Source organism: Pseudomonas sp. C32 (assembly GCF_030417915.1).
Lineage (GTDB): Bacteria > Pseudomonadota > Gammaproteobacteria > Pseudomonadales > Pseudomonadaceae > Aquipseudomonas.
On sequence record NZ_JAUHUK010000005.1, the window covers coordinates 265,587 to 291,202 of the forward strand.

Consider the following 25,616-nt stretch of genomic DNA (forward strand, 5'->3'; position numbering starts at 1 on the left):
TATTTCCGGAGTTCGCTGAATGTCTGTCGGTTGGCTGCGCGCCTGTGCGCTGGTGATGTTGGGGCTGTTCAGCGTGTCTGCGCTGGCCAAGGATAAAACCGCAATCGTGATCGGCGGCGGGGTCTCGGGCCTCACGGCGGCTTACGAGCTGCAAAACAAGGGCTGGCAGGTCACTTTGCTGGAAGCCAAGTCGAGCCTGGGCGGTCGTTCCGGCATGGCCACCAGCGAGTGGATTGGCAACGACAAGACCCAGCCGGTGCTGAACAAGTACGTGTCGACCTTCAAGTTGAGCACGACGCCAGCGCCTGAGTTCGTGCGGACCCCCGGCTATCTGATTGACGGTGAGTATTTCTCCGCCGCCGACCTGACGACCAAGCAACCGGCCACTGCCGAGGCGCTCAAGCGCTACGAAAAAACCGCGGACGACCTGGCGCGTTCTATCGACGACCCGCAGAACCCGGCAGCCAACAGCACGCTGCACGCCCTGGACCAGATCACCGTGTCCAACTGGCTGGACCGCCTGAACCTGCCCGCCACGGCCCGTCAGTTGGTGAACCAGCAGATTCGCACCCGCTATGACGAACCTTCGCGCCTCTCGTTGCTGTACTTCGCCCAGCAGGGCCGCGTTTACCGTGGCGTGTCCGACCGTGACCTGCGCGCTTCGCGACTGGTCGGTGGCAGCCCGGTGCTGGCCCAGGCGTTCGTCAAGCAACTGAAAGCCATCAAGACCAGCTCCCCGGTCTCGGCCATCATTCAGGAAAAGGACGGCGTGACCGTCAAAGTCGGCAGTGTCGGCTATCAGGCGGATTACGTGGTTCTGGCCGTGCCGTTGCGCGCCCTGAACAAGATTCAGATGACTCCGGCGCTGGACGCCCAGCACCTGGCAGCGATCAAGGGCACCAACTACGGTTGGCGTGACCAGATCATGCTGAAGTTCAAGGCCCCCGTGTGGGAAAGCAAGGCGCGGATGTCCGGTGAGGTCTACAGCAACACCGGCCTCGGCATGTTGTGGGTCGAGCCAGCCCTCAAGGGCGGCGCCAACGTGGTGATCAACCTGTCGGGTGACAACGCGCGGGTAATGCAGGCGTTCGGCGACAAGCAGATGGCCGACCAAGTGTTGATTCGCCTGCACACGTTTTATCCACAGGCGCGTGGCTCGTTCACTGGTTATGAAATCCGTCGCTACAGCACCGACCCTTCGATGGGTGGCGCCTACCTGGCCTTCGGCCCGGGCCAGATCAGCAAGTTCTGGCGCCTGTGGGAACGTCCGATCCAGCGTGTAGCTTTTGCCGGCGAACACACCGACACCCTGTACCCGGGCACCCTGGAAGGCGCATTGCGCACCGGTCAGCGTGCGGCCGATCAGGTTGAAGACATGGCCGCGGGCAAGTCGTTTGAACCGGCCAAAGTGCTTCCGGCAGCCGCGGCAGCTGGCGCAGCGGCGGCGAAGAAGGGCAACTTCTTCAGCAACCTGTTCGGTGGCTCGGATGAAGCCAAGAAACCAGAACCGGTCAAGGCACCTGAGCCAGTTGCACCGCCAGCTCCGGTAGTTGCACCAGCCCCGGTTGAAGCGCCGAAGCCTGCGGCCCCGGTGAAAACCGAGCCTGCGAAGAAAGCCCCGGCCAAAGCACCCGCGAAGAAGACCGAGGCGAAAAAAGCCCCGGCCAAGGCCCCGGTGAAAAAAACCGAATCGGCCAAGACGCCGGCGGCTAAACCAGCGGCTACAACGCCAGCGAAGGCGTAACAAGACTTCGTGGTGAACAGAAGCGCGGCCCATGGGCCGCGCTTTTTTTGCTCGTTTGTCAGGCATGAGCAGGTCCTACACGCTTCTGTGGAGCATCGGAGACATCCTACAAAACCATCAGATTGGTATGATAGAGTGCGCTCGACTTTGAATTGTATGCTCTTCAAAAAAACCGGAGGGCATATGAAAGTATTGGTAGTAATAACTATGTTGATGGCACTTTCTGGGTGTGTGACCGATAGTTATACCAGCGGCAGACTGATATTTTATAAAAATGACTTTCAGCTTGCTCACAGATGCCAAGTGGATTCCTATAAGCCCGAGTGCTCGGTTAATTAGTATGCTCATGCCAATAGTAATTCTTGGTTGCTATAACTACCATTCGTAAACTTCCATGCTGACCATTATGGTTTTCTTGCGCTTTGGCTTTGGGGAACGACCTGGAATGAATCCAAAGCGTGCCCAACACAGGTTACCTGTTCGCCTGTCGTAAATGATCAAATTTCCATCATCTTGAATGACCATGCATGCGTTGTACCAGAGCGATCTGTCGTTGCTGTGAGTACTTTCGGCAATCCATAAGCGCTTCTTGGATGGGTCATATAGAAAGCCACTGTTGCTGATTACAAACTGCAGCTTTTGATTCATTTTTTTTTGAAATAAGGTTTTGCTATAAATTTGATTGGTGTCCGCAACCCAAGCGACGGTGCCGTTGTCCGTGATAACCAAATTTCCGTCAGTCTGTAATGTTAATCGAAATCGTCCACTTTCGGATATGATGTACTGTTCTGCTGACATCATTTGATTTGCGGGTAATACCGGGGAACCGCTTGCTTGAAAGGGGGTATATGTAATAGCCATCTGTGTACCTTGATTGATGAGTTGTTGAGCCCTCATTCAAACAGGTAAAAAACCGGAAGTGGCTATATATATTTATAGCGTTGCTCAAAAGCTTGGGACTTAACTCGCTGTAGGAGCGAGCCTGCTCGCGATGGTCGTCAACGATAACGTGGGGTGCCTGAATGCCCGCGTTGCCTGGACCATCATCGTCGGAACGCCGCCCGGAGCAAGCGCGCTCCTACAGAACCCCTGACTGATCGCCGGGCCCAAGGTCCGGTTTTTTTGCCCGGAAAAAAGGCGGGGGCAGAAATCGAATAAGTCTTTTGATACAGGTGTTCTCTGGTTTGGATTCAGTTTTCTCCAAAATTTCGGCTTTAATCTTTCCTTAACTTGCTTGCTTCAGGCTCTTGATCGCATTTTTCGATATTTCAAAGCGAAATTTTCGGCTTTAAATCGATAGATAAATCGATAGTCTTGGGCCAGCACTTACAGGATCTAGGCAATGCAGCTACGAAACTCTACTTCCCGTTACGGTTGGATCAGCATCGTCATGCATTGGGGTGTAGCGCTGGCGGTATTCGGTTTGTTTGCTCTCGGGCTGTGGATGGTCGGTCTCGACTACTACAGCACCTGGCGCAAAGACGCACCGGATCTGCACAAGAGCATCGGCCTGGTGTTGCTGGGCGTGATGGTGCTGCGGGTGCTGTGGCGCTTTATCAGCCCGCCGCCACCGACCTTGTCGAACTACAGCCGCATGACACGCCTTGGCGCCAGTTTCGGCCATGGTTTTCTGTATCTCAGTCTGTTCGCTGTGATGATTGCCGGTTACCTGATTTCCACCTCAGAAGGTGTCGGGATTCCGGTGTTTGGCTTGTTTGAAGTCCCTGCGCTGGTATCCGGTCTGCCGGACCAGGCAGACATCGCTGGTGCGATTCACCTCTATCTGGCGTGGGCGCTGGTAATTTTTTCCGGCCTCCATGCGTTGGCAGCATTGAAGCACCACTTTATCGACCGTGATGTGACCCTCAAGCGAATGCTGGGTCGCAAAGCCTGAAATTCAACCTCGACTCCAAAGGAAAACAAAGCATGTTGAAAAAGACTCTGGCCGCTCTGGCAATCGGTTCGGCCCTGATGTCCGCCGGTAACGTAATGGCCGCTGACTACGTGGTCGACAAAGAAGGCCAGCACGCCTTCGTCGACTTCAAGGTCAGCCACCTGGGCTACAGCTACATCACCGGTACTTTCAAGGACATCGACGGCAAGTTCAGCTTCGATGCCGCGAAGCCTGAAGACAGCAAGATCGAGTTCAACGTGAACACTGCCAGCGTGTTCACCAACCACGCCGAGCGTGACAAGCACATCTCCAGCAAAGACTTCCTGAACGGCAGCAAAGCCACGTTCGTTTCCACCAGCGTCAAATCCACCGGCAAGAACGCCGCGGGCAAGGACACTGCTGACGTAGCTGGCGACCTGACGATCCTCGGCGTAACCAAGCCAATCGTGGTCAAGGCCACTTTCCTGGGTGAAGGCAAGGATCCGTGGGGCGGCTACCGTGCAGGCTTCGAGGGTACCTTCAGCCTCAAGCGTTCCGATTTCGGCAAGCAGAAAGACCTGGGCCCAGCGTCTGACACTGTTGAAATGTACGTGTCCTTTGAAGGTGTGAAAGCGAAGTAATGCTGAGACCGTAGGAGCCGGCTTGCTGGCGATAGCGTCTTCCGCAACACAGCAAAACCGAGTTGCCCCATCGCCAGCAAGCCGGCTCCTACAGGTTATTCGCCATAAAAAATGCCCCGGTTCTTTCGAACCGGGGCATTTTTTATTACTGCGTTAAATCAGCGATTGCGGGTCAGCAATGCCGGTTTTTCGCCGCGTGGACGGCTTGGCAGTTGATCCAGCTGCTCAGGTGTCGGGAAGCGGTCAGCCTTCGACTCCTTGTGCATGATCTTCGGTGCCGGACCGCGCGGGTTCTGCACGGCAGGCTCCGAACGCGGTTGATCGTCACGGGCCGGGCGGCGATTGCGTGAGTCTTCACGACGCGCCTGACCGTCACGTGGCGCACCGCTGCGTGGACCGCTGCGTTTGGCGGGCGGCGTACCGGTGCTGGCACCGTCGCTGCTGCGTGGACCACTTTGACGCGCACCCTGTGGCTTGCCGGTGCGTGGAGCGCCCGAGCCTGCGGCGGTGCCTTGTGCCGGAGCGCCCGGACGGCGGCCACGGCCTTGAGCAGGTTTTTGCTGCGGCACGTAGTCGACGCGGTTACCGAAGTTATCGACATCGTCGTCCAGGAACTCGTCCGGTGCACGATCAGCAGCGGCGCGTGGCGGCTGCGACGGCTGACGCTGTTCACGGGCCGGAGTGCCTTCGCGAGGCTTTTGCTGACGGGCAGGACGCTCGCCGCGTTCGGCCGCCGGTTTTTCCTTGCCCTTGTCCTTGCCTTTGTCCTTGCGACCGCCGCCACCACCACCGCCGTTCGGACCGTCGCCGCGCGGGCCACGTGGATTGCGCGGGTTGCGGATGTCCGGACGCTCGCGTACTTCGGGCTTTTCAGCCTCGATGGTGCTGGCATCGAAGCCCATCAGGTCGCCGTCGGCGATTTTCTGCTTGGTCATGCGTTCGATGCTTTTCAGCAGTTTTTCTTCGTCCGGGGCCACCAGAGAGATCGCCTCGCCCGAACGACCGGCACGGCCGGTACGGCCGATGCGGTGCACGTAGTCTTCATCGACGTTCGGCAGTTCGAAGTTGACCACGTGTGGCAACTGGTCGATGTCGAGGCCGCGGGCGGCGATGTCGGTGGCAACCAGGATGCGCACGGAGCCGGCCTTGAAGTCGGCCAGGGCTTTGGTGCGGGCGTTCTGGCTCTTGTTGCCGTGGATCGCGACGGCGCTGAGGCCGTGCTTGTCCAGGTACTCGGCCAGGCGGTTGGCGCCGTGCTTGGTGCGGGTGAACACCAGCACCTGCTCCCAGGCGCCAGCGGTAATCAGGTGCGCCAGCAGCGAACGCTTGTGGCTGGCCGGCAGACGGAATACACGTTGTTCGATGCGCTCGACCGTGGTGTTCGGCGGCGTGACTTCGATGCGTTCCGGGTTGTGCAGCAGCTTGCCGGCGAGGTCGGTGATGTCTTTGGAGAAGGTCGCCGAGAACAGCAGGTTCTGGCGTTTGGCCGGCAGACGGGCCAGGACCTTCTTCACGTCATGGACGAAGCCCATGTCGAGCATGCGGTCGGCTTCGTCCAGCACGAGGATTTCCACGTGGGACAGGTCGACGCTGCCTTGACCGGCCAGGTCGAGCAGACGGCCAGGGCAGGCCACCAGCACGTCAACACCACGGGACATGGCCTGAACCTGCGGGTTCATGCCGACGCCACCGAAGATGCAGGCGCTGACGAACTTCAGGTCACGGGCATAGACCTTGAAGCTTTCATGCACTTGCGCCGCGAGTTCGCGAGTTGGGGTCAGGACCAGTACGCGCGGTTGGCGCGGGCCGTGACGCTGGGATTTGTCCGGGTGACCGTTGGGGAACAACCGCTCCAGGATCGGAAGGGCGAAACCGCCGGTTTTACCGGTACCTGTCTGTGCCGCAACCATCAGGTCGCGACCTTGCAACACGGCGGGAATGGCCCGCTGTTGCACCGGAGTAGGCTCGGTATAGCCCGCTGCCTCGATGGCGCGGACTAAAGCCTCGGAGAGACCGAGGGAAGCAAAGGACATGAGTAATCCTGTTCTAAGTTAGGGCTTGGCCCAATGGGAGTCTTGCCTGGCGCGAATGGCGTTTAAGAAGAACGCAATCCCGTCCGGTCCTGCTTCGGTCACGAAGGCTCGTCTGGAGCGCTCGCGCGGGCTGCAAAGCTGCGCTGTAGCGGGGTCGAGATGCCTTTAACGATTCCGAGCGTCCGGGCGTGAGCCTGGCGGGAAGGCCGGAGTATAACAGAGCAATCACTGCGCGCTGCTTTCATGCTGCTCAACGGCTTTTTCCGTGGAAGCGGTGGTTTTATCGTTCTTCACGTTGATGGCCGGCCCCGCGCCGTAACGCGCGCTCAATTCGGCGTAGGCGGGTTCGCGCTTGAACCGTTTGAGTTCCGCGCCGAAACGCTGCACCAGCAGATCCATGCCGGCGTTGCGCCGCACGGCGAGATACTGGCTTTGCTGGCTGATGACCATCGGGTTTTCGGTGATCCTGTCACGAATCTTCAGCTCGTCGAGCAAATGCTGGCCGACCCGGCGATCGGTAATCAACAGGTCGATCCGGCCGCGCACCAGCTTGCCGAAGTTGGCTTCATGGCTCGGTGCCGGTTCGCGGGTGAACAGCGTCGAGTCGCTGAAATCCTTGCTGTAGAGGTAACCCGGTGAGGTGCCGATGGTCAGGCCGCGCAGGTCTTCGAGCGTGCGAAACGGATACGGCCGGTCATTGGCGTAGAACATCACGAACTGCACGTCGGAAAGAGGTTCGCTGGGGTAGAGCAGGGTCGCGTCGCGCTCGTCGCTGTGGAAAATGTCCAGTGCGCCATCGGCCTGGCCGGATTCGAGCATCGACAGGCAACGTTTCCACGGCAGGAACTGCCATTCGACTTCGATGCCCAGGCGTTTGAACACGATGGCGGTGGTTTCGTAGTCGAGGCCCTGTGGTTTGCCGCTGTCCTCATAGACGTAAGGTGCCCACGGCTCGGTGACAATGCGCAACTTCTCGCCCTGGGCGGCAAAGCTCAGGCAAGTGAAAACAAGCACGGCGATTAACTGTGTGATCAAAGGCATGGGCTGAGATTACGACGAGAAACCGGAAAGAGCCAGAAACCGACGGCAGATGCTCTAACTCCGTGGGTTGGCGCACAATTACAGTGCGTTAAAAGCAAAAGATCGCAGCCTGCGGCAGCGCCTACAGGGATTACACATACCCTGTAGGAGTTGCTGCAGGCTGCGATCTTTTGATCTTGCTTGAACGACTTTTAGCGCGGCAACTTCAGGTTGTTCCACACCGCCAGGCTCGCTTCAGCCTGATTCAAGGTGTAGAAGTGCAAGCCCGGAGCGCCACCCTGCAGCAAGCGTTCACACATCTCGGTGATGACTTGCTCACCAAAGCCTTGAATGCTTTGGGTGTCGTCGCCGAAGGCTTCCAGTTGCTTGCGGATCCAGCGCGGGATTTCCGCACCGCAGGCATCGGAGAAGCGCGCGAGTTTGCTGTAGTTGGTGATCGGCATGATGCCTGGCACGATCGGGATGTTCACGCCCAACGCCCGTACACGCTCGACAAAGTAGAAGTAGCTGTCGGCGTTGAAGAAGTACTGGGTGATCGCACTGTCGGCGCCGGCGTTGGCCTTGCGCACGAAATTGGCGATATCGTCTTCGAAATTACGCGCTTGCGGATGCATTTCCGGGTAAGCGGCAACTTCGATGTGGAAATGATCGCCGGTCTCTTCACGAATGAATTCAACCAGGTCATTGGCGTGGCGCATTTCGCCGCTGGCCATGCCCATGCCCGAAGGCAGGTCACCGCGCAGCGCTACGATGCGCTTGATGCCGGCTGACTTGTACTGGGCCAGCAGGCCGCGCAAGTCTTCCTTGCTGTCGCCTACGCAAGACAGATGCGGGGCGGCAGGCACTTTGACTTCGCTTTCGAGCTGCAACACGGTGTTGAGCGTGCGATCACGGGTCGAACCGCCAGCGCCGTAGGTGCAGGAGAAGAAATCGGGGTTGTAGGTGGCCAGCTGACGAGCAGTGGCGAGCAGCTTTTCATGCCCAGCATCGGTCTTCGTAGGGAAGAACTCGAAGCTGTAGCGACGATCTTGGGACATGGTCATACCCTTTAAAACGCGTAAGCCTGTGAGCCGGTTTGCCCGCAATCGCCAGCAAGCCGGCTCCTACAGGATTTGCGTCGTACGCGTTACTCACATACGACCGTCCCTTGTAGGAGCCGGCTTGCTGGCGAATCAGGCGACGCGGTGTATCAGCACACCGCGATCAACCAATCAGTAGCGGTAAGCGTGCGGCTTGAACGGACCTTCGACGGTCACGCCGATGTAATCGGCCTGGGTCTTGGTCAGTTGAGTCACAACGCCGCCGAAGCCGCGAACCATTTCCAGGGCCACTTCTTCGTCGAGTTTCTTCGGCAGTACTTCAACGGTCAGGCGCTCGGCTTTCTGGGCTGGCGACAGGTCGGCGTACTTTTGGCCGAACAGGAAGATCTGGGCCAGAACCTGGTTGGCGAACGAACCGTCCATGATGCGGCTCGGGTGACCCGTGGCGTTACCCAGGTTAACCAGACGGCCTTCGGCCAGCAGGATCAGGTAGTCGTCGTTCTGTGGGTCGAAATCGCCAGCGCCGGTACGGTGGATCTTGTGAACCTGCGGCTTCACTTCTTCCCATGCCCAGTTCTTGCGCATGAAAGCGGTGTCGATTTCGTTGTCGAAGTGGCCGATGTTGCAGACAACAGCACGCTTCTTCAGGGCTTTGAGCATGTTCGAGTCGCAAACATTGACGTTGCCGGTGGTGGTCACGATCAGGTCGATCTTGCCCAGCAGCGCTTTGTCGATGCTCGCTTCGGTACCGGTGTTGATACCGTCGATGAACGGCGAAACCAGTTCGAAACCGTCCATGCAGGCTTGCATGGCGCAGATCGGGTCGACTTCGGAAACTTTAACGATCATGCCTTCCTGACGCAGGGACTGGGCCGAACCCTTGCCCACGTCGCCGTAGCCGATGACCAGCGCTTGCTTGCCGGACAGCAGGTGGTCGGTGCCGCGCTTGATCGCATCGTTCAGGCTGTGACGGCAGCCGTACTTGTTGTCGTTCTTGGACTTGGTCACCGAGTCATTGACGTTGATGGCCGGGATTTTCAGCTCGCCCTTGGCCAGCATGTCCAGCAGACGGTGAACACCGGTGGTGGTTTCTTCGGTCACGCCGTGAACGCGGTCCAGAACGGCTGGGTACTTATTGTGCAGCAGTTCGGTCAGGTCGCCGCCGTCGTCGAGGATCATGTTGGCGTCCCATGGCTGGCCATCCTTCAGGATGGTCTGTTCCAGGCACCACTCGTACTCTTCTTCAGTTTCGCCTTTCCAGGCGAAAACCGGGATGCCGGCAGCGGCGATGGAAGCAGCGGCCTGGTCCTGAGTCGAGAAAATATTGCAGGACGACCAGCGTACTTCGGCACCCAGGGCAACCAGGGTTTCGATCAGCACGGCAGTCTGAATGGTCATGTGGATGCAGCCAAGGATCTTGGCGCCTTTGAGTGGCTGCTCGCCGGAGTACTTGCGGCGCAGACCCATCAGGGCTGGCATTTCGGATTCGGCGATGATGGTCTCGCGACGGCCCCAGGCAGCCAGGGACATGTCGGCGACTTTGTAATCATTAAAATCTGCAGGCGTGATAACAGCGCTCATGAAGAGCCTCCATTCGTAATGTATGCGAATGGGCGCCGTTGTGCGTTTAGTGTCCAGCCAGTGAAGGCCAGGCAACGCCCCATCCGAGCCTGACAGGTCAAACCTGCTGCAGCGCCCCTCGGACAGGTGGCGGGAAAACGGTAGCAAATGAAGATGACCGTTTTGAAACGGTGGCGATTATAGCGGGCTATGCTGATCTTCCAAAGCGTTTCTGTCGGCCAATGTCCGAACGGTAATCGAGGCGATAGTCCAGGCGTGATAGAGCTCTGGCCCGCGCTCTGCCAAGATACTGCCCATCATTCGGCAAGACGCTCAGGAGTGAACATGAACTTCCACACCCGCAAATGGGTAAAACCCGAAGACCTCAACCCCAACGGCACGCTGTTCGGCGGCAGCCTGTTACGCTGGATCGACGAAGAAGCGGCGATCTACGCCATTGTCCAGTTGGGCAACCAGCGCGTGGTCACCAAGTACATTTCCGAAATCAACTTCGTCAGCGCCTCGCGCCAGGGCGACATCATCGAACTGGGCATCACCGCCACCGAGTTCGGCCGCACCTCGATCACCCTGACCTGCGAAGTGCGCAACAAGATCACCCGCAAGAGCATCCTGACGGTGGAGAAGATGGTGTTCGTCAATCTCGGCGAAGACGGCTTGCCGGCACCGCACGGCCGGACCGAGATCAAGTACGTCAAAGACCAGTTCCAGGACGACGCCAGCGTCGAATAACGCGCGATCCGCAGGCTGCGATCTTTTGACTTTGATCTTGGCGTCATCTCTGGCTGCTTAAAATCAAGATCAAAAGATCGCAGCCTTCGGCAGCGCCTACAGAACGTAAGGCCAACCCCGCGTGTCGTAGCTAAATACCCCGCTACCGGTTGCGCACCCCATGAACTCGGCACAAGACGGCAAGACCCCTGATCTTTCCACGAAAGAGCAGCACGAGGTCGAAAAAAACCAGCCACCGCGCGCGGCGGTGTTGCACGAAATCATCCGAACCCAGGGCGATCAGGAGCTGGAGCGCAGCGTTGCCGCACTGTGGTGGTCGGCGCTCGCCGCCGGGCTGACCATGGGCCTGTCGTTGATGGCCATGGGGCTGCTCAACGCTCGCCTGCCGGACGGCGAGGGATTCAAGGTGATTGCCAGTTTCGGTTACTGCGCGGGGTTCCTCGCGGTGATTCTTGCCCGTCAGCAACTGTTCACCGAAAACACCCTGACGGCCGTGCTGCCGATCATGAGCAAACCGACGCTAGGCAATTTCGGTCGCTTATTGCGGCTTTGGACGGTGGTGCTGTTCGGCAATCTGTGCGGCACTTTATTGGTGGCGTACGTGATGCTGGAATTGCCGATTTTCGACAGCAAGACCGACTTGGCCTTCCTCGACATCGGCCGCAAGGTCATGGAAAACGACGCCAGCCAGATGTTCGCCAAGGGCATCGTCTCCGGCTGGATGATCGCCACCATGGTATGGATGATTCCATCCATGGAGAGCGCCAAGATGTGGATCATCATCCTCATCACGTACTTCATGGCGCTGGGGGACTTCACGCATATCGTGGTGGGTTCGGCGGAGGTGTCCTATCTGGTGTTTGCCGGGGAATTGCCATGGCGTGATTTCTGGCTGGTATTCGCCGGTCCGACGTTGCTGGGCAATATCATCGGCGGCAGCTTTATCTTTGCCCTGATCAGTCATGCGCAGATTCGCAGCGAAAGCGGACCACCCAAGGAGCCTGCGACTCATGCACAGGCGCCTGAGTCGCAATCGCTCAAGAAGTAAATATCACGACACTCAGCCAGCCACGTTCAGTGCGGCGGCGGTTCGACGCTGGCGGTAGATAAAGTACAGCGCGGTCAAGACCGTCAGCACGCTGACCAGTGCACCGGTCCATGGCAGGTCCGCCAGATCGGCACCGCTGGCAACCACCAGTCCGCCAATCCATGCGCCGGCCGCGTTACCGAGATTGAACGCGCTCTGGTTCAAGGTCGAGCCCAGGTTCGGCGCTTCGTGGGCCTGATCGATAATCAGCAATTGCAGGATCGGGCACAGCGCAAACGCAAAAATTCCCCACAGCACCAGCGTAATGGCGGCCGGGATCACCGAGTGGCTGGTCTGGCTGAAAGCGGCCAAAACCACTACGACGGCCAGCGCCATCCCCACCAGTGACGGCAACAAACGGCTGTCGGCCAGTCGGCCTCCGAGCATGCTGCCAGCGGTCAAACCTACGCCGAACAACAGCAGCATGATGGTCACGCCGTGGGGGCTGACGCCGGTGATGTCCTGCAGGATCGGCGCGATGTAGGTGAATACGCTGAACAGGCTGGTCGAGGCCAGTACGCTCATACCCAGCGCCAACAGCACGTTGGCCTTGCCCAATACCTTGAATTCACTCGCGAGATTGGCTTTGTCCATCGCGATGTGTTTCGGCAGCCAGAGCCACTGCGCGATCGCGGCAATCACGCCTATCACCGACACCGCCCAGAACGTCGAGCGCCAACCTGCATATTGTCCGAGGGCTGTGCCCAGCGGCACGCCGAGCACGTTGGCCAGGGTCAGGCCGGTGAACATCATGGCAATTGCCTGGGCGCGTTTGTTCGGTGCGACCAGCCCTGCGGCCACCACTGAACCGATGCCGAAGAACGCGCCGTGACACAGCGCCGTCACCACCCGCGCGGCCATCAGCGTGGCGTAGTTCGGCGCCAGTGCGCAGAGCATGTTGCCCAGGATGAACATCAGCGTCATGCCCAGCAGTGTGGCTTTGCGCGGCATGTTGGCGGTGCCGACCGCGAGGATCGGCGCGCCAAACACAACGCCCAGGGCGTAGCCGGTGATCAACAGCCCGGCATGAGGAATGCTCACGGCAAGGTCACGGGCAACGTCGGGCAGCAGGCCCATGATCACGAATTCAGTGGTGCCGATGCCGAAAGCGGCAACAGCGAGGGCTAGCAAAGCGAGTGGCATGCGCAAGGTCTCTGTCGGTAGTCTTGACGCTGTGATCAGGCATACGCAGGCCGGTGTCCGCTCTCGATGAAAGCGGGCAGGGCGGGATTTTTTATTGGAATTAGTCGTGCGCAACTGAGTGCGGCGTGGTCGGTTGCAGTATAAACAGCCACTGACATATGGCGAATCAATTCTCTACCCCCCCCTTGTAGGAGCCGGCTTGCTGGCGATGACCTTCTTAAGGTCGCATCGCCAGCAAGCCGGCTCCTACAAAGGGGGGGCAATAAAAGGAGTGGGCCGTGCTTGCGACGGTGTTGGTGTTGGTGGCGGCGTTGTTGCACGCGGCGTGGAATACCCTGATCAAGTTCAGTGCCGAGCGGCTGCTGGTCGTGGCCTGCATGGACAGCGTGGCGCTGCTCTTTGTCGCCCTGATGCTGCCCTTCGTGGAATTGCCGCCGCTGGACATCTGGCCATGGATTCTGGCCTCGGCGGCGTTCGAATTGCTCTATCGCTATTTGCTGATCCAGGCTTATCGGGTCGGTGATCTGGGGCTGGTCTATCCGTTGATGAGGGGCCTGTCACCGCTGGTGGTGCTTGCCCTCACGCTGATCTTTGCCGGGGAAGTGCTGAGTCATCAGCAGATTTTCGGCATCCTGCTGATTCCTTTTGGCATGTTGTGCCTGCTCTGGCAGGGCGGTGGCGGAGCGCGTCTGCCGTGGTCGATGCTGCCGGTGGTGGTGTTGATCGGCCTGTGCATCGGTTGCTACACCTTCATCGATGGCCAGGCACTGCGGCGCTGGTCGCATCCATTGGATTATCTGGTCTGGGTCACGCTGCTCAGTGCCTGGCCGTTTCCGTTGCTGGCATGGGTGAGCAAGCGGCCGGCGTTCATGCTGTTCTGGCGCGAGCAGTGGCGATTGGGCCTGGCCGTCGGATTCTGCGTGTTGTTCAGCTACGCTCTGGTGCTGTGGGCCATGCAGCTGGGTTCGATTGCCGAAGCGGCGGCGCTGCGCGAGATCAGTGTGATCCTGGTGGTGCTGTTCGGAATGCGTTACCTGAAAGAACCTTTTGGCGGGCCGCGCCTCTTAGCTTGTGGGCTGGTTTTGATCGGCATACTGGTGATGAAATTTTGACCGCCGTTGATGGAATAGAATTTCTATAACTTGAAGAAGGGACTGCGTAATGACGGTTGCTCTGTGGTGCATTTTGATTGCGATTATCCTGCCGTACGTATGCGTTGGCGTTGCGAAGGTCATTGGCGGATACAGGCTGAGCGACAATCATGACCCTCGGGATTTTCTCGATTCGCTGGAAGGTTTGGGTAGACGGGCCAACTCGGCGCAGTTGAACAGTTTTGAGGTGACTCCGGCCTTTGCGGCTGCGGTGATCGTGGCTCACCTGGCTGGCAATGCAGAGCTGGTGACAGTCAATGTGCTGGCGGTGTTGTTCATTACCAGTCGACTGCTTTACATCATTTGCTACCTGGCGGACTGGGCAATGCTGAGGTCGCTGATGTGGTTTGTGGGGATGGGGTTGATCATCAGTTTCTTTGTGGTTTCTGCTTAAAGGCTGGATCAAAAGATCGCAGGTTCCTACGGGGTTTTGAGTCTCTGTAGGAGCTGGCGCAGCCTGCGATCTTTTTGCTGTTAGAGCTTGTCAGCTACCTGCGGCACTTGCGGCAATGCCGCGCCTTTAGGCCAGAGCATCCAGATCTGCCCCTGTTGTTTCATGTCCCCGGCCAATTGCCCGGCCGCCTCGCCGGTGCCCCAGAACAGATCCGCCCGAACCTCGCCGGCAATGGCGCCGCCGGTGTCCTGTGCGGCGACCGGTCGAACCAGTGCCGTGCCGTCCGGCTTGGTGGTGGATAGCCACAACAAACTGCCCAGTGGAATCACCTTGCGATCCACCGCCGCGCTATAGCCTGCGGTCAGCGGCACGTTCAGCGATCCGCGAGGACCTTCGTTGCTGTCCGGGTTGCGAGTAAAGAACACGTAGCTCGGGTTGCTGCCGAGCAGTTCAGGAATGCGTGACGGGTTGGCCTTGGCCCACGTGCTGATGGCGCCCATGGTCACGTCTTCCTTTTTCAGCTCGCCTTGTTCCACCAGCCAACGTCCGATGGGGCGATACGGGTGGCCGTTCTGGTCGGCGTAGGCGATGCGCAGCTGACGCCCGCTATCGAGCTGGATGCGTCCCGAGCCCTGGATTTGCAGGAATTGCAGGTTCATCGGGTCGGTCAGCCAGGCCACAACGGGTGCCTTGACCCCGTTGCTCTCGATAGTGGCTGCATCGTCGTAAGGCTTGAGTACGCGGCCTTCGAGCCGGCCGCGCAGGCGTTTGCCCTTCAACTCCGGATAAATGCTGTCGAGGGAAACGATGATCATGTCTTCGGGCACGCCATACACCGGGACATTCGCCACGTCGGTCTGGGTCAGGCTGCCGGGGTAGACCGGCTCGTAGTAGCCGGTGATCAGGCCGTTCGGGTTGTCATTGGCGGCGCGCAGGCCGTAGACGTCGAGGTTCTGCTTGAGGAAGCCGCGAATGTCGCTGGCGGTTTGCGGAACGTTGGCAGCCGCGGCGCAGGTGCCGCCCCAGACAGCGTCAGCCTTGAGTCGCGCGCAGGCGCTACGCCATGAGCCGAAACCGGCGACGAGGTCGCTGTCGGACACCGCTGGAAGTGCTTCCCACGTGGCGCTGGAGTAGGTGGCCAGGGCATGGGTTTTCGGTTTGTTGTCATCACTTCCGCCGGTGCAACCCGCGAGCACGGCCACCATCGGAAGGGTCCAGGTCAGGCTGTGACGCCAGGCCTTGAAACGGCTGTTCATGGAGTGATTCCTTTGCCGGTTGCCCGAGTGCTCCATGCGCTCAAGCAACCCGTATTGATAATAGGGCTATTGGTCTTTTACCGATCAGGCGAGGATACTGGCCGCCGTTTCCGTGACCTGAAGCCACCATGACTCTTAAAAGACTTTCTGTTGTATTGCTGGCCTGTCTGACACTGACCGCCTGTGGCGGGGTCGACCCCAATTCGCCGCTCGGTCAGCGCAAAGCCATTTTCAAGCAAATGCTCAAGACCGGTGAAGATCTGGGTGGCATGTTGCGTGGCCGTATTGCGTTCGACGGTCCGAAGTTCGCTGAGGGCGCGGTGAAACTTGATGCCCTGTCCCGTGAACCGTGGAAACATTTTCCGCAGGTGCGTGAAGAAGATCACACCAGCGCCACGAGCGATGTCTGGGAACAGCAGGCGCGCTTTCAGGCAATGACTCGTGATCTCGAAACCGCCACCGGTGAATTGGTGATTGCCAGCCAGGTTCAACCCTACAAGGCCAGCAACCTGGGGCCGGCGGTGCAGAAGGTCGAAGATGCTTGCAGTGCCTGTCATAAAGCGTTTCGGGACCATTGATTCAGGAAAGGATCGCAGCCTTCGGCAGCTCCTGCGCCGAACTAATGTAGGCGCTGCCGAAGGCTGCGAACTGTTGATCTCAAGACGCGCAGTTACTGATCCAGCTCATCCAGCGCATCCTGCAATTCCTTGCGGGATTCGGCGAGCTTGTCCTTGCGCTTGTTGATCTTGTCGGGATCGCCTTTTTTCATGGCCTTGTCGAGATCGGCCTGGCGCTGGCTGACTTCGTGCTTGGCGTCGAGCACCTTGTTTTCCCGTTCTTTTTTCAGCGATGCGTCCGTGCAGTTTGCCTCGACTTCGCTCAGAGCCTTTTCCAGACCGGCCTGTTGTTCGAGATTGGCGTGGGATTTGGCCAGTTCGATCTGGTTGATGATGCCTTGCTTCTTGGCGGCGCATCCGGTCAGCCCCGGTGCTTCTTCATCCGCCATCAGCGGAGTGGCCAGCACGCTGCAAAGGGTCAACAGGGCCAGCGGTGAAAGAAGTTTCATAAAAGCTCCATGTAAGAAAGCAAGCGGGGTGGCGATGGCTTGTTTGAGCCGATCGACACCTTGGGGTTCCCGGTGGACGTCGGCTAAAAGCCTTCGATCCCGATGTCACGTAGCGTTTCACTCAAGGCCAGCACCTGCGGATCGCGGAAAAAGGCGTTCAAATGCGCCGCGCGTCCCGGCCCGATACCTGCTTCGGCTTGCCATTGTTCGGTATTTCGTTGCGCCAGTACCTGCCAGGAGTCGGCCAGTTGTGCCTGGCCTGTCGGCGGCAATCCCAGGGCTTTGAGCCAGCGAGCGAACGGGCGTTGTCGGGCGCTGCGGAAACTGTCGGCAAGGCGCGCCGCGCTTCGTTCGCCGAAACCGTCAATGTTAGCAAGCTCTCGGACATCGAGGGTCATCCAATCCAACAGGCTGTTCAGGCGACCTGTTGCAAGAAGTTTTTCCCAGGTACCGGCGCCGACATGGGGCAGGGCCAGACCGTTCTTGCCGCTGAGCCAGGTCAGGCGCGCAAGAAACTGGCTTTCGCAGCCTGGGGTCGGTTGCCAACAGCTCAAAGGGTGAAAGTCTTCGGCTTGCGGCACGTTCAATTCGACACGCTCGGTACTGCGTAACACGACGTCATCAAGCCTTGGAATTGTCAGGCCGGCCAGGCTGATCGAGACTTGGTCACCGGGGCGTATATCCAGCGCCTGCCAGCGCTGTAGCGAGCTGACGCTGACGCGTTTGATCTGCCGGTCATCCAGTTTCACCGGTCGCAGCTCCAGTACCGGAGTGATGCGCCCGGTTCGCCCGATCTGGAAGTGAACCTTGCGCACTTCCGCCAGCGCCTGGGCGAAAGGGTATTTCCAGGCCACGCTCCAGTAAGGCGGTTTCGCCTGCCAGCGTTTGGCGGGTGGGCGCTGGTTCTGCCGCAGGACGATCCCGTCGCTGGCGAAGGGCAGTGCGGAGCGATACCAGTGATCACGCCAGCGCTCAGCGTCAGCCAGTCCATTGACCGGCTGGATGTAGGCGACGGTGTCCGAGAAGCCCAGTTCATTCAATGCAGTTGCCCGTGCGAGCAGGTTCGCCGGGCCTTGGGGCCAGTCCCACGCAAACAGGCCGATCCCCGCGGCTTGTGCGGCATTCAACGTTTTGCGACCCATCAGCCCGGCCACCGTGGCGCGGGCATTAACGCTGCCGTCCCGGGCCTGTATGTGGTTGTCCAAGCGCCAATAGAGCTCGCCCTGCACAAGCAGGTCCAAAGGTTGTGACAACTGTTCGGGAATGGCCTGGATCTGCCGTGCCGCAATCGTCCAGTCCTGCCCCTTCACGCCATCGCCGCGACTGATTGCCTGAGTCAGCAGGCCTTTTCGGTAAATCAGCGTGACTGCCACGCCGTCGATTTTCGGTTGCGCCCAGACATCCGCGCGGTCGCGCAGCCAGTTTTCGACAGCGCGTGCGTCGTGCAGTTTTTCCAGGCCGGTGTGGGCTATGGGGTGTGGGAGTGTGCCACGAGCTGTGCGCAAGGGGTTTGCGGGTGGGGTCAGGTTGAAGCATTGGCGCCAATGGCTCAGTTGCGCCCGGGACTGATCGTAGAGTTCATCGGCAACCAGAGAGCGGCCCTGGCGGTGATAGCTGTCGTCCCAGAGGTCGATTTGCTGTTGCCGTTTGCCGACTTCGTCCAAGGCGCGTTCCGCTGACCAGTCGGGGCAATCCATGGCGCGGGCGCCGAGGCAGGTCAGCATCAGCAGAAAGGCGAAAAACAGGTGCAATGGCGGGAGCATCGTGAGCGTCCTTGCTCAATGAGATGCTTGAAGGTTAGGTCAGGATGGGAGGGTGTCAGGGCTGGGTGTTTTTCCGGGTATTTCGGGAGGCTGTGCCCGCGAAGGCCGCGCCACGGTGTAAAGCCAATCCCAATAAAAAGCCCCGCAGGGCGCGAGCCGTGCGGGGCTTTTGGGTGCAGCAGGAAGTGTTACAGACCGGCAGCGGAACGCAGGGCGTCGGCGCGGTCGGTTTTTTCCCAGGTGAACGTGGTGAAGGTATCGTCGCCCACGGTCTTGGTCGCCGGGGTGCGGCCGAAGTGGCCGTACGCTGCGGTTTCCTGGTACATCGGGTGCAGCAGGTCAAGCATGGTGGTGATCGCGTATGGACGCAGGTCGAACACTTCGCGGACCAGTTTGACGATCTTGTCGTCGCTGATCTTGCCGGTGCCGAAGGTGTTCAGCGAGATCGACGTCGGCTGGGCAACGCCGATGGCGTAGGACACCTGAATCTCGCAACGCTCGGCCAGGCCGGCAGCGACGATGTTCTTGGCCACGTAACGGCCGGCGTAGGCCGCCGAACGGTCAACCTTCGATGGATCCTTGCCGGAGAACGCGCCGCCGCCGTGACGGGCCATGCCGCCGTAGCTGTCGACGATGATCTTGCGACCGGTCAGACCGCAGTCACCTACCGGGCCGCCAATGATGAACTGGCCGGTCGGGTTGATGTGGAACTGGGTGTCCTTGGACAGCAGTTCGGCAGGCAGCACGTGCTTGACGATCAGCTCCATCACGCCTTCGCGCAGGTCGTTGTACGACACTTCCGGGTTGTGCTGGGTCGACAGAACAACGGCGTCGATACCGACAACCTTGCCGTTTTCGTAACGGCAGGTCACTTGCGACTTGGCGTCCGGGCGCAGCCAAGGCAGCAGGCCGGATTTACGGGCTTCGGCCTGGCGCTGAACCAGCTGGTGCGAGAAGGTGATCGGTGCAGGCATCAGCACGTCGGTTTCGTTGCTGGCGTAGCCGAACATCAGGCCCTGGTCGCCGGCGCCCTGATCTTCAGGCTTGGCACGGTCGACACCCTGGTTGATGTCAGGGGACTGCTTGCCGATGATGTTCATCACGCCGCAGGTCGCGCCGTCGAAGCCAACGTCGGAGCTGGTGTAGCCGATGTTGGTGATCACGTCACGAACGATCTGCTCCAGGTCAACCCAGGCCGAAGTGGTGACTTCGCCGGCGATGATGGCCACGCCCGTTTTCACCAGAGTCTCGCACGCCACACGGGCGAACTTGTCTTCAGCAATGATGGCGTCCAGCACCGCATCAGAAATCTGGTCGGCGATTTTGTCCGGATGCCCTTCAGACACGGACTCGGAGGTGAAAAGGGAGTATTCGCTCATCTCGATGTTTTCCTGAAATTACCGATGGTGAGTGTCGCCAGCCGGCCGCTGAAAGTTACGGACCTGGATCTGGAAACCATTACGTAAGCCTACATAGAGGCTTTCCCCGGGAACGAGTCCCGCAGCGGTGGCCCAACGGGCCAGATCGTCCTGTTCAAACCCCAACCAGAGATCACCGCAGGCCTCCTTGGCCCAACTCTGGTTGTGGCTACATAACTCTGTCACTAACAGGCTACCGCCTGGTTGCAGCAAGTGGGCCATGTGCTTGAGCGCATCGGCCGGTGCGGCAAAGTGGTGCAGCACCATGTTCAGCACCACGCAATCGGCCTTGAGGGTGACGCCGTTCAAGGCGTCGGCCAGTTGCAGGCTGACGTTAGTCAGCTTGTCGCGTTCGCAGACCTGGCGCGCCAGTTCGAGCATCGCGGTGCTGTTGTCCAGCGCCGTGACCTCGGTGAAGCGGCGCGCCAGTTCGGGCAGAAATGCGCCGTCTCCGGGGCCGACTTCAATGGCCGTAGCGCCTTGACCGAAGCTCAACTTGTCGAGCAGGGCCACCACGCTGTCGCGGTACTGCGGCAGACCGGCGATAAGGTCTTGCTGGGCGCGAAACTTCTCCGCGACCCGTGAGAAAAAGTCCTGGCTGGCCGCTGCGCGTTGCCCGTGGACCTGTGCGATGCGCGCCAGTACGTCAGTCGGCAGCGTCAGGTTGTCCACTTCGTCGAGCAGCGCGGCGTGAAGTTTGCCGCCCAGCAACCCGGTGTGGGGCAGGGCGCGACGGTAAAAAATCGCGTTGCCTTCACGGCGGGTCGCCACCAGGTCGGCCTGGGCCAGTACTTTGAGGTGGTGGCTCATGCCTGACTGGCCGATGCCGAAGATCTGCGCCAGTTCCAGCACGCCGAACGAGTCGTTGGCCAGTGCGCGCAATACATTCAACCGCAGAGGGTCGCCGCCAGCCTTGCACAGGGCCGCCAGCTCATCGCAATCGTCATGTTGAATGGAAGGCACGCGTAAGTTCATAGGGCCGGCAGTCTAGTCATGGGTCGAAAGCATCGCAAGAGCAATATCAAAAAGTTTTGATATTGCTCGATAGATGGCACTTCTCGACGTTAGCTTCAGTCAACAAACGAACGGCGGAAAGGTTTCACCAGGCGAAACCGTCGTTATCCGTTGGAAAAACGCCTCCAGATGACTATCTGTCATTGCCCCGAGGCGTCCGGGTGAGGGAAAATGCTCGCCTTTTTTCCGATTCGTTTTAATCAAGCCCCCAGGAGAACAGCGATGCCTAGCCGTCGTGAGCGTGCCAACGCCATTCGTGCCCTCAGCATGGATGCCGTGCAAAAAGCCAACAGCGGCCATCCGGGTGCCCCTATGGGTATGGCGGATATCGCCGAAGTACTTTGGCGCGACTACCTGAAGCACAACCCGAGCAATCCATCCTTCGCCGACCGTGACCGCTTCGTGCTGTCCAACGGCCACGGCTCGATGCTGATCTATTCGCTGCTGCACCTGACCGGCTACGACCTGTCGATCGAAGATCTGAAGCAGTTCCGCCAACTGCACAGCCGCACCCCGGGTCACCCGGAACTCGGCTACACCCCGGGTGTTGAAACCACCACCGGTCCTTTGGGCCAAGGCCTGGCCAACGCCGTGGGTTTCGCCCTGGCTGAAAAAGTCCTGGCGGCGCAGTTCAACCGTCCGGGCCATAACATCGTCGACCACCACACCTATGTGTTCCTGGGTGATGGCTGCATGATGGAAGGCATTTCCCACGAAGTCGCTTCCCTGGCCGGTACCCTGGGCCTGGGCAAGCTGATCGCTTTCTACGATGACAACGGCATCTCCATCGACGGCGAAGTCGAAGGCTGGTTCACCGATGACACGCCGAAGCGCTTCGAATCCTACAACTGGCAAGTGATCCGCAATGTCGACGGTCACGATCCGGAAGAGATCAAGACCGCGATCGACACTGCCCGCAAAAGCGAGCAGCCGACCCTGATCTGCTGCAAGACCACCATCGGCTTCGGTTCGCCGAACAAGCAAGGCAAGGAAGACTGCCACGGCGCCCCGCTGGGTGACGCGGAAATCGCCCTGACCCGTGCGGCGCTGAAATGGAACCACGGCCCGTTCGAAATCCCGGCCGACATCTATGCCGAATGGGATGCCAAGGAAACCGGTCGCGCTGCCGAAGCCGAGTGGGACCAGCGTTTCGCGGCCTACTCCGCGGCCTTCCCGACCGAAGCCAACGAACTGGTGCGTCGTCTGAGCGGTGACCTGCCAGCTGACTTCAGCGAAAAAGCCTCGGCCTACATCGCCGAAGTGGCGGCCAAAGGCGAAACCATCGCCAGCCGTAAAGCCAGCCAGAACGCCCTGAACGCGTTCGGCCCGCTGCTGCCTGAGTTCCTCGGCGGTTCGGCTGACCTGGCCGGTTCCAACCTGACCCTGTGGAAAGGTTGCAAAGGCGTCACTGCCGAAGACGCCAGCGGCAACTACATGTACTACGGCGTGCGCGAATTCGGCATGACCGCGATCATGAACGGCGTTGCCCTGCACGGCGGCCTGGTGCCTTACGGCGCGACCTTCCTGATGTTCATGGAATACGCCCGCAACGCAGTGCGCATGTCCGCTCTGATGAAGCAGCGTGTGATCCACGTCTACACCCACGACTCCATCGGTCTGGGCGAAGACGGCCCGACTCACCAGCCAATCGAGCAACTGGCCAGCCTGCGCTGCACGCCGAACCTCGACACCTGGCGTCCAGCCGATGCTGTTGAATCGGCCGTGAGCTGGAAATACGCACTGGAGCGCAAGGACGGTCCTTCGGCCCTGATCTTCTCGCGTCAGAACCTGCAGCACCAAACCCGTGATGCCGGCCAGATCGCCGACATCAGCCGTGGTGGTTATGTGCTGAAAGACTGCGCTGGCGAGCCAGAGCTGATCCTGATCGCTACCGGTTCGGAAGTCGGCCTGGCTGTTCAAGCCTTCGACAAACTGACCGAGCAGGGCCGCAAGGTTCGCGTGGTTTCCATGCCATGCACCAGCGTCTTCGATGCCCAGGACGCCGGCTACAAGCAATCGGTTCTGCCGTTGCAGGTCAGCGCCCGTATCGCCATCGAGGCTGCTCACGCAGACTACTGGTACAAGTACGTGGGCCTGGAAGGCCGCGTGATCGGCATGACCACCTACGGCGAGTCGGCGCCTGCGCCTGCCTTGTTCGAAGAGTTCGGTTTCACCCTGGAAAACATCCTGGGTCAGGCTGAAGAGCTGCTGGAAGACTAAAGCACAACGCGGTGTTCTAACGAACACCGCGGTCTCCTGTAGGAGCTGGCTTGCCAGCGAAGGCGTCCGTTCAGGCAGCATTTATGTTGACGCTGATGACCCCATCGCTGGCAAGCCAGCTCCTACAGGGGTTGTGTTGTTAGCGAATACTATCGAGAACCCCATGCCTCAACCGCGTCCTTACAAAGTTGCACTCAACGGCTACGGCCGGATTGGTCGTTGCGTCTTGCGTGCGTTGTTTGAGCGAGGCGACAAGGCCGGGTTTGAAATTGTCGCGATCAACGATCTGGCGGACATGGCCAGCATCGAATACCTGACACGCTTTGACTCCACTCACGGGCGTTTTCCCGGCGAAGTGAGGGTCGATGGCGATTGTCTGCATATTAATGGCGACTGCGTGAAGGTCCTGCGCAGTGCCACCCCCGAAGGCATCGATTGGGCGTCCCTGGGCGTCGATCTGGTGCTGGAGTGCTCCGGCGCTTACAACACGCGCGAAGACGGCCAGCGGTTCCTCGACGCCGGCGCCCCGCGCGTGCTGTTTTCCCAGCCGATGGCCAGCGAGACCGATGTCGACGCCACCATCGTCTACGGCGTGAACCAGGACTGCCTGACCGGCGACGAACTGCTGGTGTCCAACGCGTCCTGCACCACCAACTGCGGCGTGCCGCTGTTGCGTCTGTTGAATCAGGCCATTGGTCTGGATTACGTGTCGATCACCACCATTCACTCGGCGATGAACGATCAGCCGGTCATCGATGCCTATCACCACGAAGACCTGCGCCGCACCCGTTCGGCGTTCCAGTCGGTGATCCCGGTGTCCACCGGTCTGGCGCGCGGCATCGAACGCCTGTTGCCGGAACTTGCCGGGCGAATTCAGGCCAAAGCCGTGCGGGTGCCGACGGTTAACGTGTCCTGCCTCGACATTACGATGCAGACCGCCACCGCGACCGACGCCACCGAGGTCAACCGAATCCTGCGCGAAGCTGCCACCAGCGGCCCGCTCAAAGGCTTGCTGGCCTACACCGAGTTGCCTCACGCCAGTTGTGATTTCAACCATGACCCACATTCGGCCATCGTCGATGCCAGTCAGACCCGCGTTTCCGGCCCACGGCTGGTGAACATCCTGGCCTGGTTCGACAACGAATGGGGGTTTGCAAACCGAATGCTCGATGTTGCAGAACACTATCTGCACACAGCCTCTACAAAACCTGCTCTCTAAGAACAGCTATTCAGGAAGTGCGACCCATGACCGTGTTGAAGATGTCCGACCTCGATCTGCAAGGTAAGCGCGTATTGATTCGCGAAGACCTCAACGTCCCAGTCAAGGACGGTGTTGTCACCAGCGATGCGCGAATCCTGGCCTCGCTGCCGACCATCAAGCTGGCCCTGGAAAAAGGCGCGGCCGTGATGGTTTGCTCGCACCTTGGCCGTCCGACCGAAGGCGAGTTCTCGGCCGAGAACAGCCTCAAGCCAGTCGCTGACTACCTGAGCAAGGCTCTGGGTCGTGAAGTGCCGCTGGTGGCGGATTACCTGGGCGGCGTCGACGTGAAAGCGGGCGACATCGTGCTGTTCGAAAACGTGCGCTTCAACAAAGGCGAGAAAAAGAACGCTGACGAACTGGCCCAGCAATACGCCGCCCTGTGCGACGTGTTCGTGATGGACGCCTTCGGCACCGCTCACCGTGCCGAGGGTTCGACCCACGGCGTGGCCAAGTTCGCCAAAGTCGCTGCTGCCGGCCCGTTGCTGGCTGCTGAACTGGATGCACTGGGCAAAGCCCTGGGTGCCCCGGCCCAGCCAATGGCTGCCATTGTTGCCGGCTCCAAGGTGTCGACCAAACTCGACGTGCTGAACAGCCTGAGCCAGATCTGCAACCAGTTGATCGTGGGCGGCGGCATTGCCAACACCTTCCTGGCCGCTGCCGGTCACCCGGTCGGCAAATCCCTGTACGAGCCGGACCTGCTGGACACCGCTCGCGCCATCGCCGCCAAGGTCAGCGTGCCGCTGCCGGTTGACGTGGTCGTTGCCAAGGAATTCGCTGAAAGCGCGACGGCCACCGTGAAGCTGATCGCTGACGTCGCTGCCGACGACATGATCCTGGACATCGGCCCGCAGACCGCGGCGAACTTCGCCGAACTGCTGAAGTCGTCGCAAACCATCCTGTGGAACGGTCCGGTTGGCGTGTTTGAATTCGATCAGTTCGGTAACGGCACCAAAGTCCTGGCCCAGGCCATCGCGGACAGCGCGGCGTTCTCCATTGCGGGTGGCGGCGACACCCTGGCGGCCATCGACAAGTATGGCGTTGCCGAGCAGATCTCCTACATTTCTACCGGTGGCGGCGCGTTCCTCGAATTCGTCGAAGGCAAAGTGTTGCCAGCCGTTGAAGTCCTGGAAAGCCGGGCCAAGGCCTGAGGGTCGCCCGTTT

General features: G+C 59.8%; 22 protein-coding genes and 1 riboswitch. Of the genes, 11 read left to right on the forward strand and 11 right to left on the reverse strand.

Features of this window, described 5'->3' with window-relative positions; translation table 11 throughout:
- Window positions 1-19 precede the first annotated feature (19 nt).
- The gene (locus QYH43_RS08310; RefSeq protein WP_301156861.1) at window positions 20-1,744 is read left to right on the forward strand and encodes a flavin monoamine oxidase family protein; all 1,725 of its coding nucleotides are present in this window, start codon (window positions 20-22) and stop codon (window positions 1,742-1,744) included.
- A gap of 375 nt (window positions 1,745-2,119) precedes the next feature.
- Here the strand turns inward: QYH43_RS08310 and QYH43_RS08315 are convergent, their stop codons facing one another.
- Window positions 2,120-2,605, reverse strand: coding sequence for a hypothetical protein (locus QYH43_RS08315; protein ID WP_301156862.1), 486 nt, complete (start codon window positions 2,603-2,605; stop codon window positions 2,120-2,122).
- Window positions 2,606-3,086: 481 nt separating this feature from the next.
- Between QYH43_RS08315 and QYH43_RS08320 the strand changes: the two genes are divergently transcribed.
- On the forward strand, window positions 3,087-3,638 hold the full coding sequence (locus tag QYH43_RS08320; protein ID WP_095057427.1) for a cytochrome b: 552 nt from the start codon (window positions 3,087-3,089) through the stop codon (window positions 3,636-3,638).
- A 32-nt stretch (window positions 3,639-3,670) separates the two neighbouring features.
- Window positions 3,671-4,258: a YceI family protein gene (locus QYH43_RS08325; RefSeq protein WP_095057428.1), complete on the forward strand. Its 588-nt coding sequence runs from the start codon at window positions 3,671-3,673 to the stop codon at window positions 4,256-4,258.
- Between the two features lie 158 nt (window positions 4,259-4,416).
- Here QYH43_RS08325 and QYH43_RS08330 read toward each other — a convergent pair whose 3' ends face one another.
- From QYH43_RS08330 to ahcY, 4 genes are all read right to left on the reverse strand, one after another.
- Window positions 4,417-6,291, reverse strand: a complete 1,875-nt coding sequence (locus QYH43_RS08330; RefSeq protein ID WP_301156863.1) for a DEAD/DEAH box helicase — start codon at window positions 6,289-6,291, stop codon at window positions 4,417-4,419.
- A 225-nt stretch (window positions 6,292-6,516) separates the two neighbouring features.
- Window positions 6,517-7,332: an ABC transporter substrate-binding protein gene (locus QYH43_RS08335; RefSeq protein WP_095057430.1), complete on the reverse strand. Its 816-nt coding sequence runs from the start codon at window positions 7,330-7,332 to the stop codon at window positions 6,517-6,519.
- Between the two features lie 191 nt (window positions 7,333-7,523).
- Window positions 7,524-8,369 carry a methylenetetrahydrofolate reductase [NAD(P)H] gene (gene metF, locus QYH43_RS08340; RefSeq protein WP_053163204.1) on the reverse strand — a complete coding sequence of 282 codons (846 nt, stop codon included), beginning with the start codon at window positions 8,367-8,369 and terminating at the stop codon, window positions 7,524-7,526.
- A 174-nt stretch (window positions 8,370-8,543) separates the two neighbouring features.
- Complete coding sequence (gene ahcY / locus QYH43_RS08345) at window positions 8,544-9,953, reverse strand: adenosylhomocysteinase (protein ID WP_301156864.1); 1,410 nt, start codon at window positions 9,951-9,953, stop codon at window positions 8,544-8,546.
- Between the two features lie 23 nt (window positions 9,954-9,976).
- Window positions 9,977-10,079, reverse strand: a riboswitch (S-adenosyl-L-homocysteine riboswitch).
- Window positions 10,080-10,277: 198 nt separating this feature from the next.
- On the opposite strand from ahcY, the gene QYH43_RS08350 reads away from it, so the two are divergent.
- On the forward strand, window positions 10,278-10,682 hold the full coding sequence (locus QYH43_RS08350; protein WP_103396738.1) for a hotdog domain-containing protein: 405 nt from the start codon (window positions 10,278-10,280) through the stop codon (window positions 10,680-10,682).
- A 160-nt stretch (window positions 10,683-10,842) separates the two neighbouring features.
- Complete coding sequence (locus QYH43_RS08355) at window positions 10,843-11,730, forward strand: formate/nitrite transporter family protein (protein ID WP_095057434.1); 888 nt, start codon at window positions 10,843-10,845, stop codon at window positions 11,728-11,730.
- Between the two features lie 12 nt (window positions 11,731-11,742).
- Here the strand turns inward: QYH43_RS08355 and QYH43_RS08360 are convergent, their stop codons facing one another.
- Window positions 11,743-12,912, reverse strand: a complete 1,170-nt coding sequence (locus tag QYH43_RS08360) for an MFS transporter (protein ID WP_095057435.1) — start codon at window positions 12,910-12,912, stop codon at window positions 11,743-11,745.
- A 278-nt stretch (window positions 12,913-13,190) separates the two neighbouring features.
- Between QYH43_RS08360 and QYH43_RS08365 the strand changes: the two genes are divergently transcribed.
- Complete coding sequence (locus QYH43_RS08365) at window positions 13,191-14,024, forward strand: EamA family transporter (protein ID WP_301156865.1); 834 nt, start codon at window positions 13,191-13,193, stop codon at window positions 14,022-14,024.
- 49 nt (window positions 14,025-14,073) lie between these two features.
- Window positions 14,074-14,457, forward strand: coding sequence for an MAPEG family protein (locus QYH43_RS08370; RefSeq protein ID WP_095057437.1), 384 nt, complete (start codon window positions 14,074-14,076; stop codon window positions 14,455-14,457).
- Between the two features lie 80 nt (window positions 14,458-14,537).
- On the opposite strand, the gene QYH43_RS08375 is transcribed toward QYH43_RS08370, so the two are convergent.
- Window positions 14,538-15,713: an MltA domain-containing protein gene (locus QYH43_RS08375; protein ID WP_301156866.1), complete on the reverse strand. Its 1,176-nt coding sequence runs from the start codon at window positions 15,711-15,713 to the stop codon at window positions 14,538-14,540.
- Between the two features lie 128 nt (window positions 15,714-15,841).
- Here QYH43_RS08375 and QYH43_RS08380 point away from each other — a divergent pair, with 128 nt between their 5' ends.
- Entirely contained in the window at window positions 15,842-16,291 is a 450-nt protein-coding gene (locus QYH43_RS08380) for a cytochrome c (RefSeq protein ID WP_095057439.1), read from the forward strand.
- Window positions 16,292-16,383: 92 nt separating this feature from the next.
- Here the strand turns inward: QYH43_RS08380 and QYH43_RS08385 are convergent, their stop codons facing one another.
- From QYH43_RS08385 to QYH43_RS08400, 4 genes are all read right to left on the reverse strand, one after another.
- On the reverse strand, window positions 16,384-16,779 hold the full coding sequence (locus tag QYH43_RS08385; RefSeq protein ID WP_095057440.1) for a DUF1090 domain-containing protein: 396 nt from the start codon (window positions 16,777-16,779) through the stop codon (window positions 16,384-16,386).
- Window positions 16,780-16,862: 83 nt separating this feature from the next.
- Entirely contained in the window at window positions 16,863-18,542 is a 1,680-nt protein-coding gene (ligB, locus tag QYH43_RS08390; RefSeq protein ID WP_301156867.1) for an NAD-dependent DNA ligase LigB, read from the reverse strand.
- Window positions 18,543-18,730: 188 nt separating this feature from the next.
- The gene (gene metK / locus QYH43_RS08395; protein WP_008050251.1) at window positions 18,731-19,921 is read right to left on the reverse strand and encodes a methionine adenosyltransferase; all 1,191 of its coding nucleotides are present in this window, start codon (window positions 19,919-19,921) and stop codon (window positions 18,731-18,733) included.
- Between the two features lie 18 nt (window positions 19,922-19,939).
- A complete protein-coding gene (locus tag QYH43_RS08400) occupies window positions 19,940-20,935 on the reverse strand; it encodes a metalloregulator ArsR/SmtB family transcription factor (protein ID WP_301156868.1) in 996 nt (331 codons plus the stop codon).
- Window positions 20,936-21,196: 261 nt separating this feature from the next.
- Between QYH43_RS08400 and tkt the strand changes: the two genes are divergently transcribed.
- From tkt to QYH43_RS08415, 3 genes are all read left to right on the forward strand, one after another.
- Window positions 21,197-23,194 carry a transketolase gene (tkt, locus tag QYH43_RS08405; RefSeq protein WP_301156869.1) on the forward strand — a complete coding sequence of 666 codons (1,998 nt, stop codon included), beginning with the start codon at window positions 21,197-21,199 and terminating at the stop codon, window positions 23,192-23,194.
- Between the two features lie 163 nt (window positions 23,195-23,357).
- Entirely contained in the window at window positions 23,358-24,413 is a 1,056-nt protein-coding gene (epd, locus tag QYH43_RS08410) for an erythrose-4-phosphate dehydrogenase (RefSeq protein ID WP_095057444.1), read from the forward strand.
- A 26-nt stretch (window positions 24,414-24,439) separates the two neighbouring features.
- Complete coding sequence (locus QYH43_RS08415) at window positions 24,440-25,603, forward strand: phosphoglycerate kinase (RefSeq protein ID WP_095057445.1); 1,164 nt, start codon at window positions 24,440-24,442, stop codon at window positions 25,601-25,603.
- Window positions 25,604-25,616 lie beyond the last annotated feature (13 nt).

Coding starts and splice junctions, on each gene's coding strand:
- QYH43_RS08310 (WP_301156861.1), top strand. CDS start 20: ATGTCTGTCGGTTGGCTGCGCGCCTGTGCGCTGGTGATGTTGGGGCTG.
- QYH43_RS08315 (WP_301156862.1), bottom strand. CDS start 2,605: ATGGCTATTACATATACCCCCTTTCAAGCAAGCGGTTCCCCGGTATTA.
- QYH43_RS08320 (WP_095057427.1), top strand. CDS start 3,087: ATGCAGCTACGAAACTCTACTTCCCGTTACGGTTGGATCAGCATCGTC.
- QYH43_RS08325 (WP_095057428.1), top strand. CDS start 3,671: ATGTTGAAAAAGACTCTGGCCGCTCTGGCAATCGGTTCGGCCCTGATG.
- QYH43_RS08330 (WP_301156863.1), bottom strand. CDS start 6,291: ATGTCCTTTGCTTCCCTCGGTCTCTCCGAGGCTTTAGTCCGCGCCATC.
- QYH43_RS08335 (WP_095057430.1), bottom strand. CDS start 7,332: ATGCCTTTGATCACACAGTTAATCGCCGTGCTTGTTTTCACTTGCCTG.
- metF (WP_053163204.1), bottom strand. CDS start 8,369: ATGTCCCAAGATCGTCGCTACAGCTTCGAGTTCTTCCCTACGAAGACC.
- ahcY (WP_301156864.1), bottom strand. CDS start 9,953: ATGAGCGCTGTTATCACGCCTGCAGATTTTAATGATTACAAAGTCGCC.
- QYH43_RS08350 (WP_103396738.1), top strand. CDS start 10,278: ATGAACTTCCACACCCGCAAATGGGTAAAACCCGAAGACCTCAACCCC.
- QYH43_RS08355 (WP_095057434.1), top strand. CDS start 10,843: ATGAACTCGGCACAAGACGGCAAGACCCCTGATCTTTCCACGAAAGAG.
- QYH43_RS08360 (WP_095057435.1), bottom strand. CDS start 12,912: ATGCCACTCGCTTTGCTAGCCCTCGCTGTTGCCGCTTTCGGCATCGGC.
- QYH43_RS08370 (WP_095057437.1), top strand. CDS start 14,074: ATGACGGTTGCTCTGTGGTGCATTTTGATTGCGATTATCCTGCCGTAC.
- QYH43_RS08375 (WP_301156866.1), bottom strand. CDS start 15,713: ATGAACAGCCGTTTCAAGGCCTGGCGTCACAGCCTGACCTGGACCCTT.
- QYH43_RS08380 (WP_095057439.1), top strand. CDS start 15,842: ATGACTCTTAAAAGACTTTCTGTTGTATTGCTGGCCTGTCTGACACTG.
- QYH43_RS08385 (WP_095057440.1), bottom strand. CDS start 16,779: ATGAAACTTCTTTCACCGCTGGCCCTGTTGACCCTTTGCAGCGTGCTG.
- ligB (WP_301156867.1), bottom strand. CDS start 18,542: ATGCTCCCGCCATTGCACCTGTTTTTCGCCTTTCTGCTGATGCTGACC.
- metK (WP_008050251.1), bottom strand. CDS start 19,921: ATGAGCGAATACTCCCTTTTCACCTCCGAGTCCGTGTCTGAAGGGCAT.
- QYH43_RS08400 (WP_301156868.1), bottom strand. CDS start 20,935: ATGAACTTACGCGTGCCTTCCATTCAACATGACGATTGCGATGAGCTG.
- tkt (WP_301156869.1), top strand. CDS start 21,197: ATGCCTAGCCGTCGTGAGCGTGCCAACGCCATTCGTGCCCTCAGCATG.
- epd (WP_095057444.1), top strand. CDS start 23,358: ATGCCTCAACCGCGTCCTTACAAAGTTGCACTCAACGGCTACGGCCGG.
- QYH43_RS08415 (WP_095057445.1), top strand. CDS start 24,440: ATGACCGTGTTGAAGATGTCCGACCTCGATCTGCAAGGTAAGCGCGTA.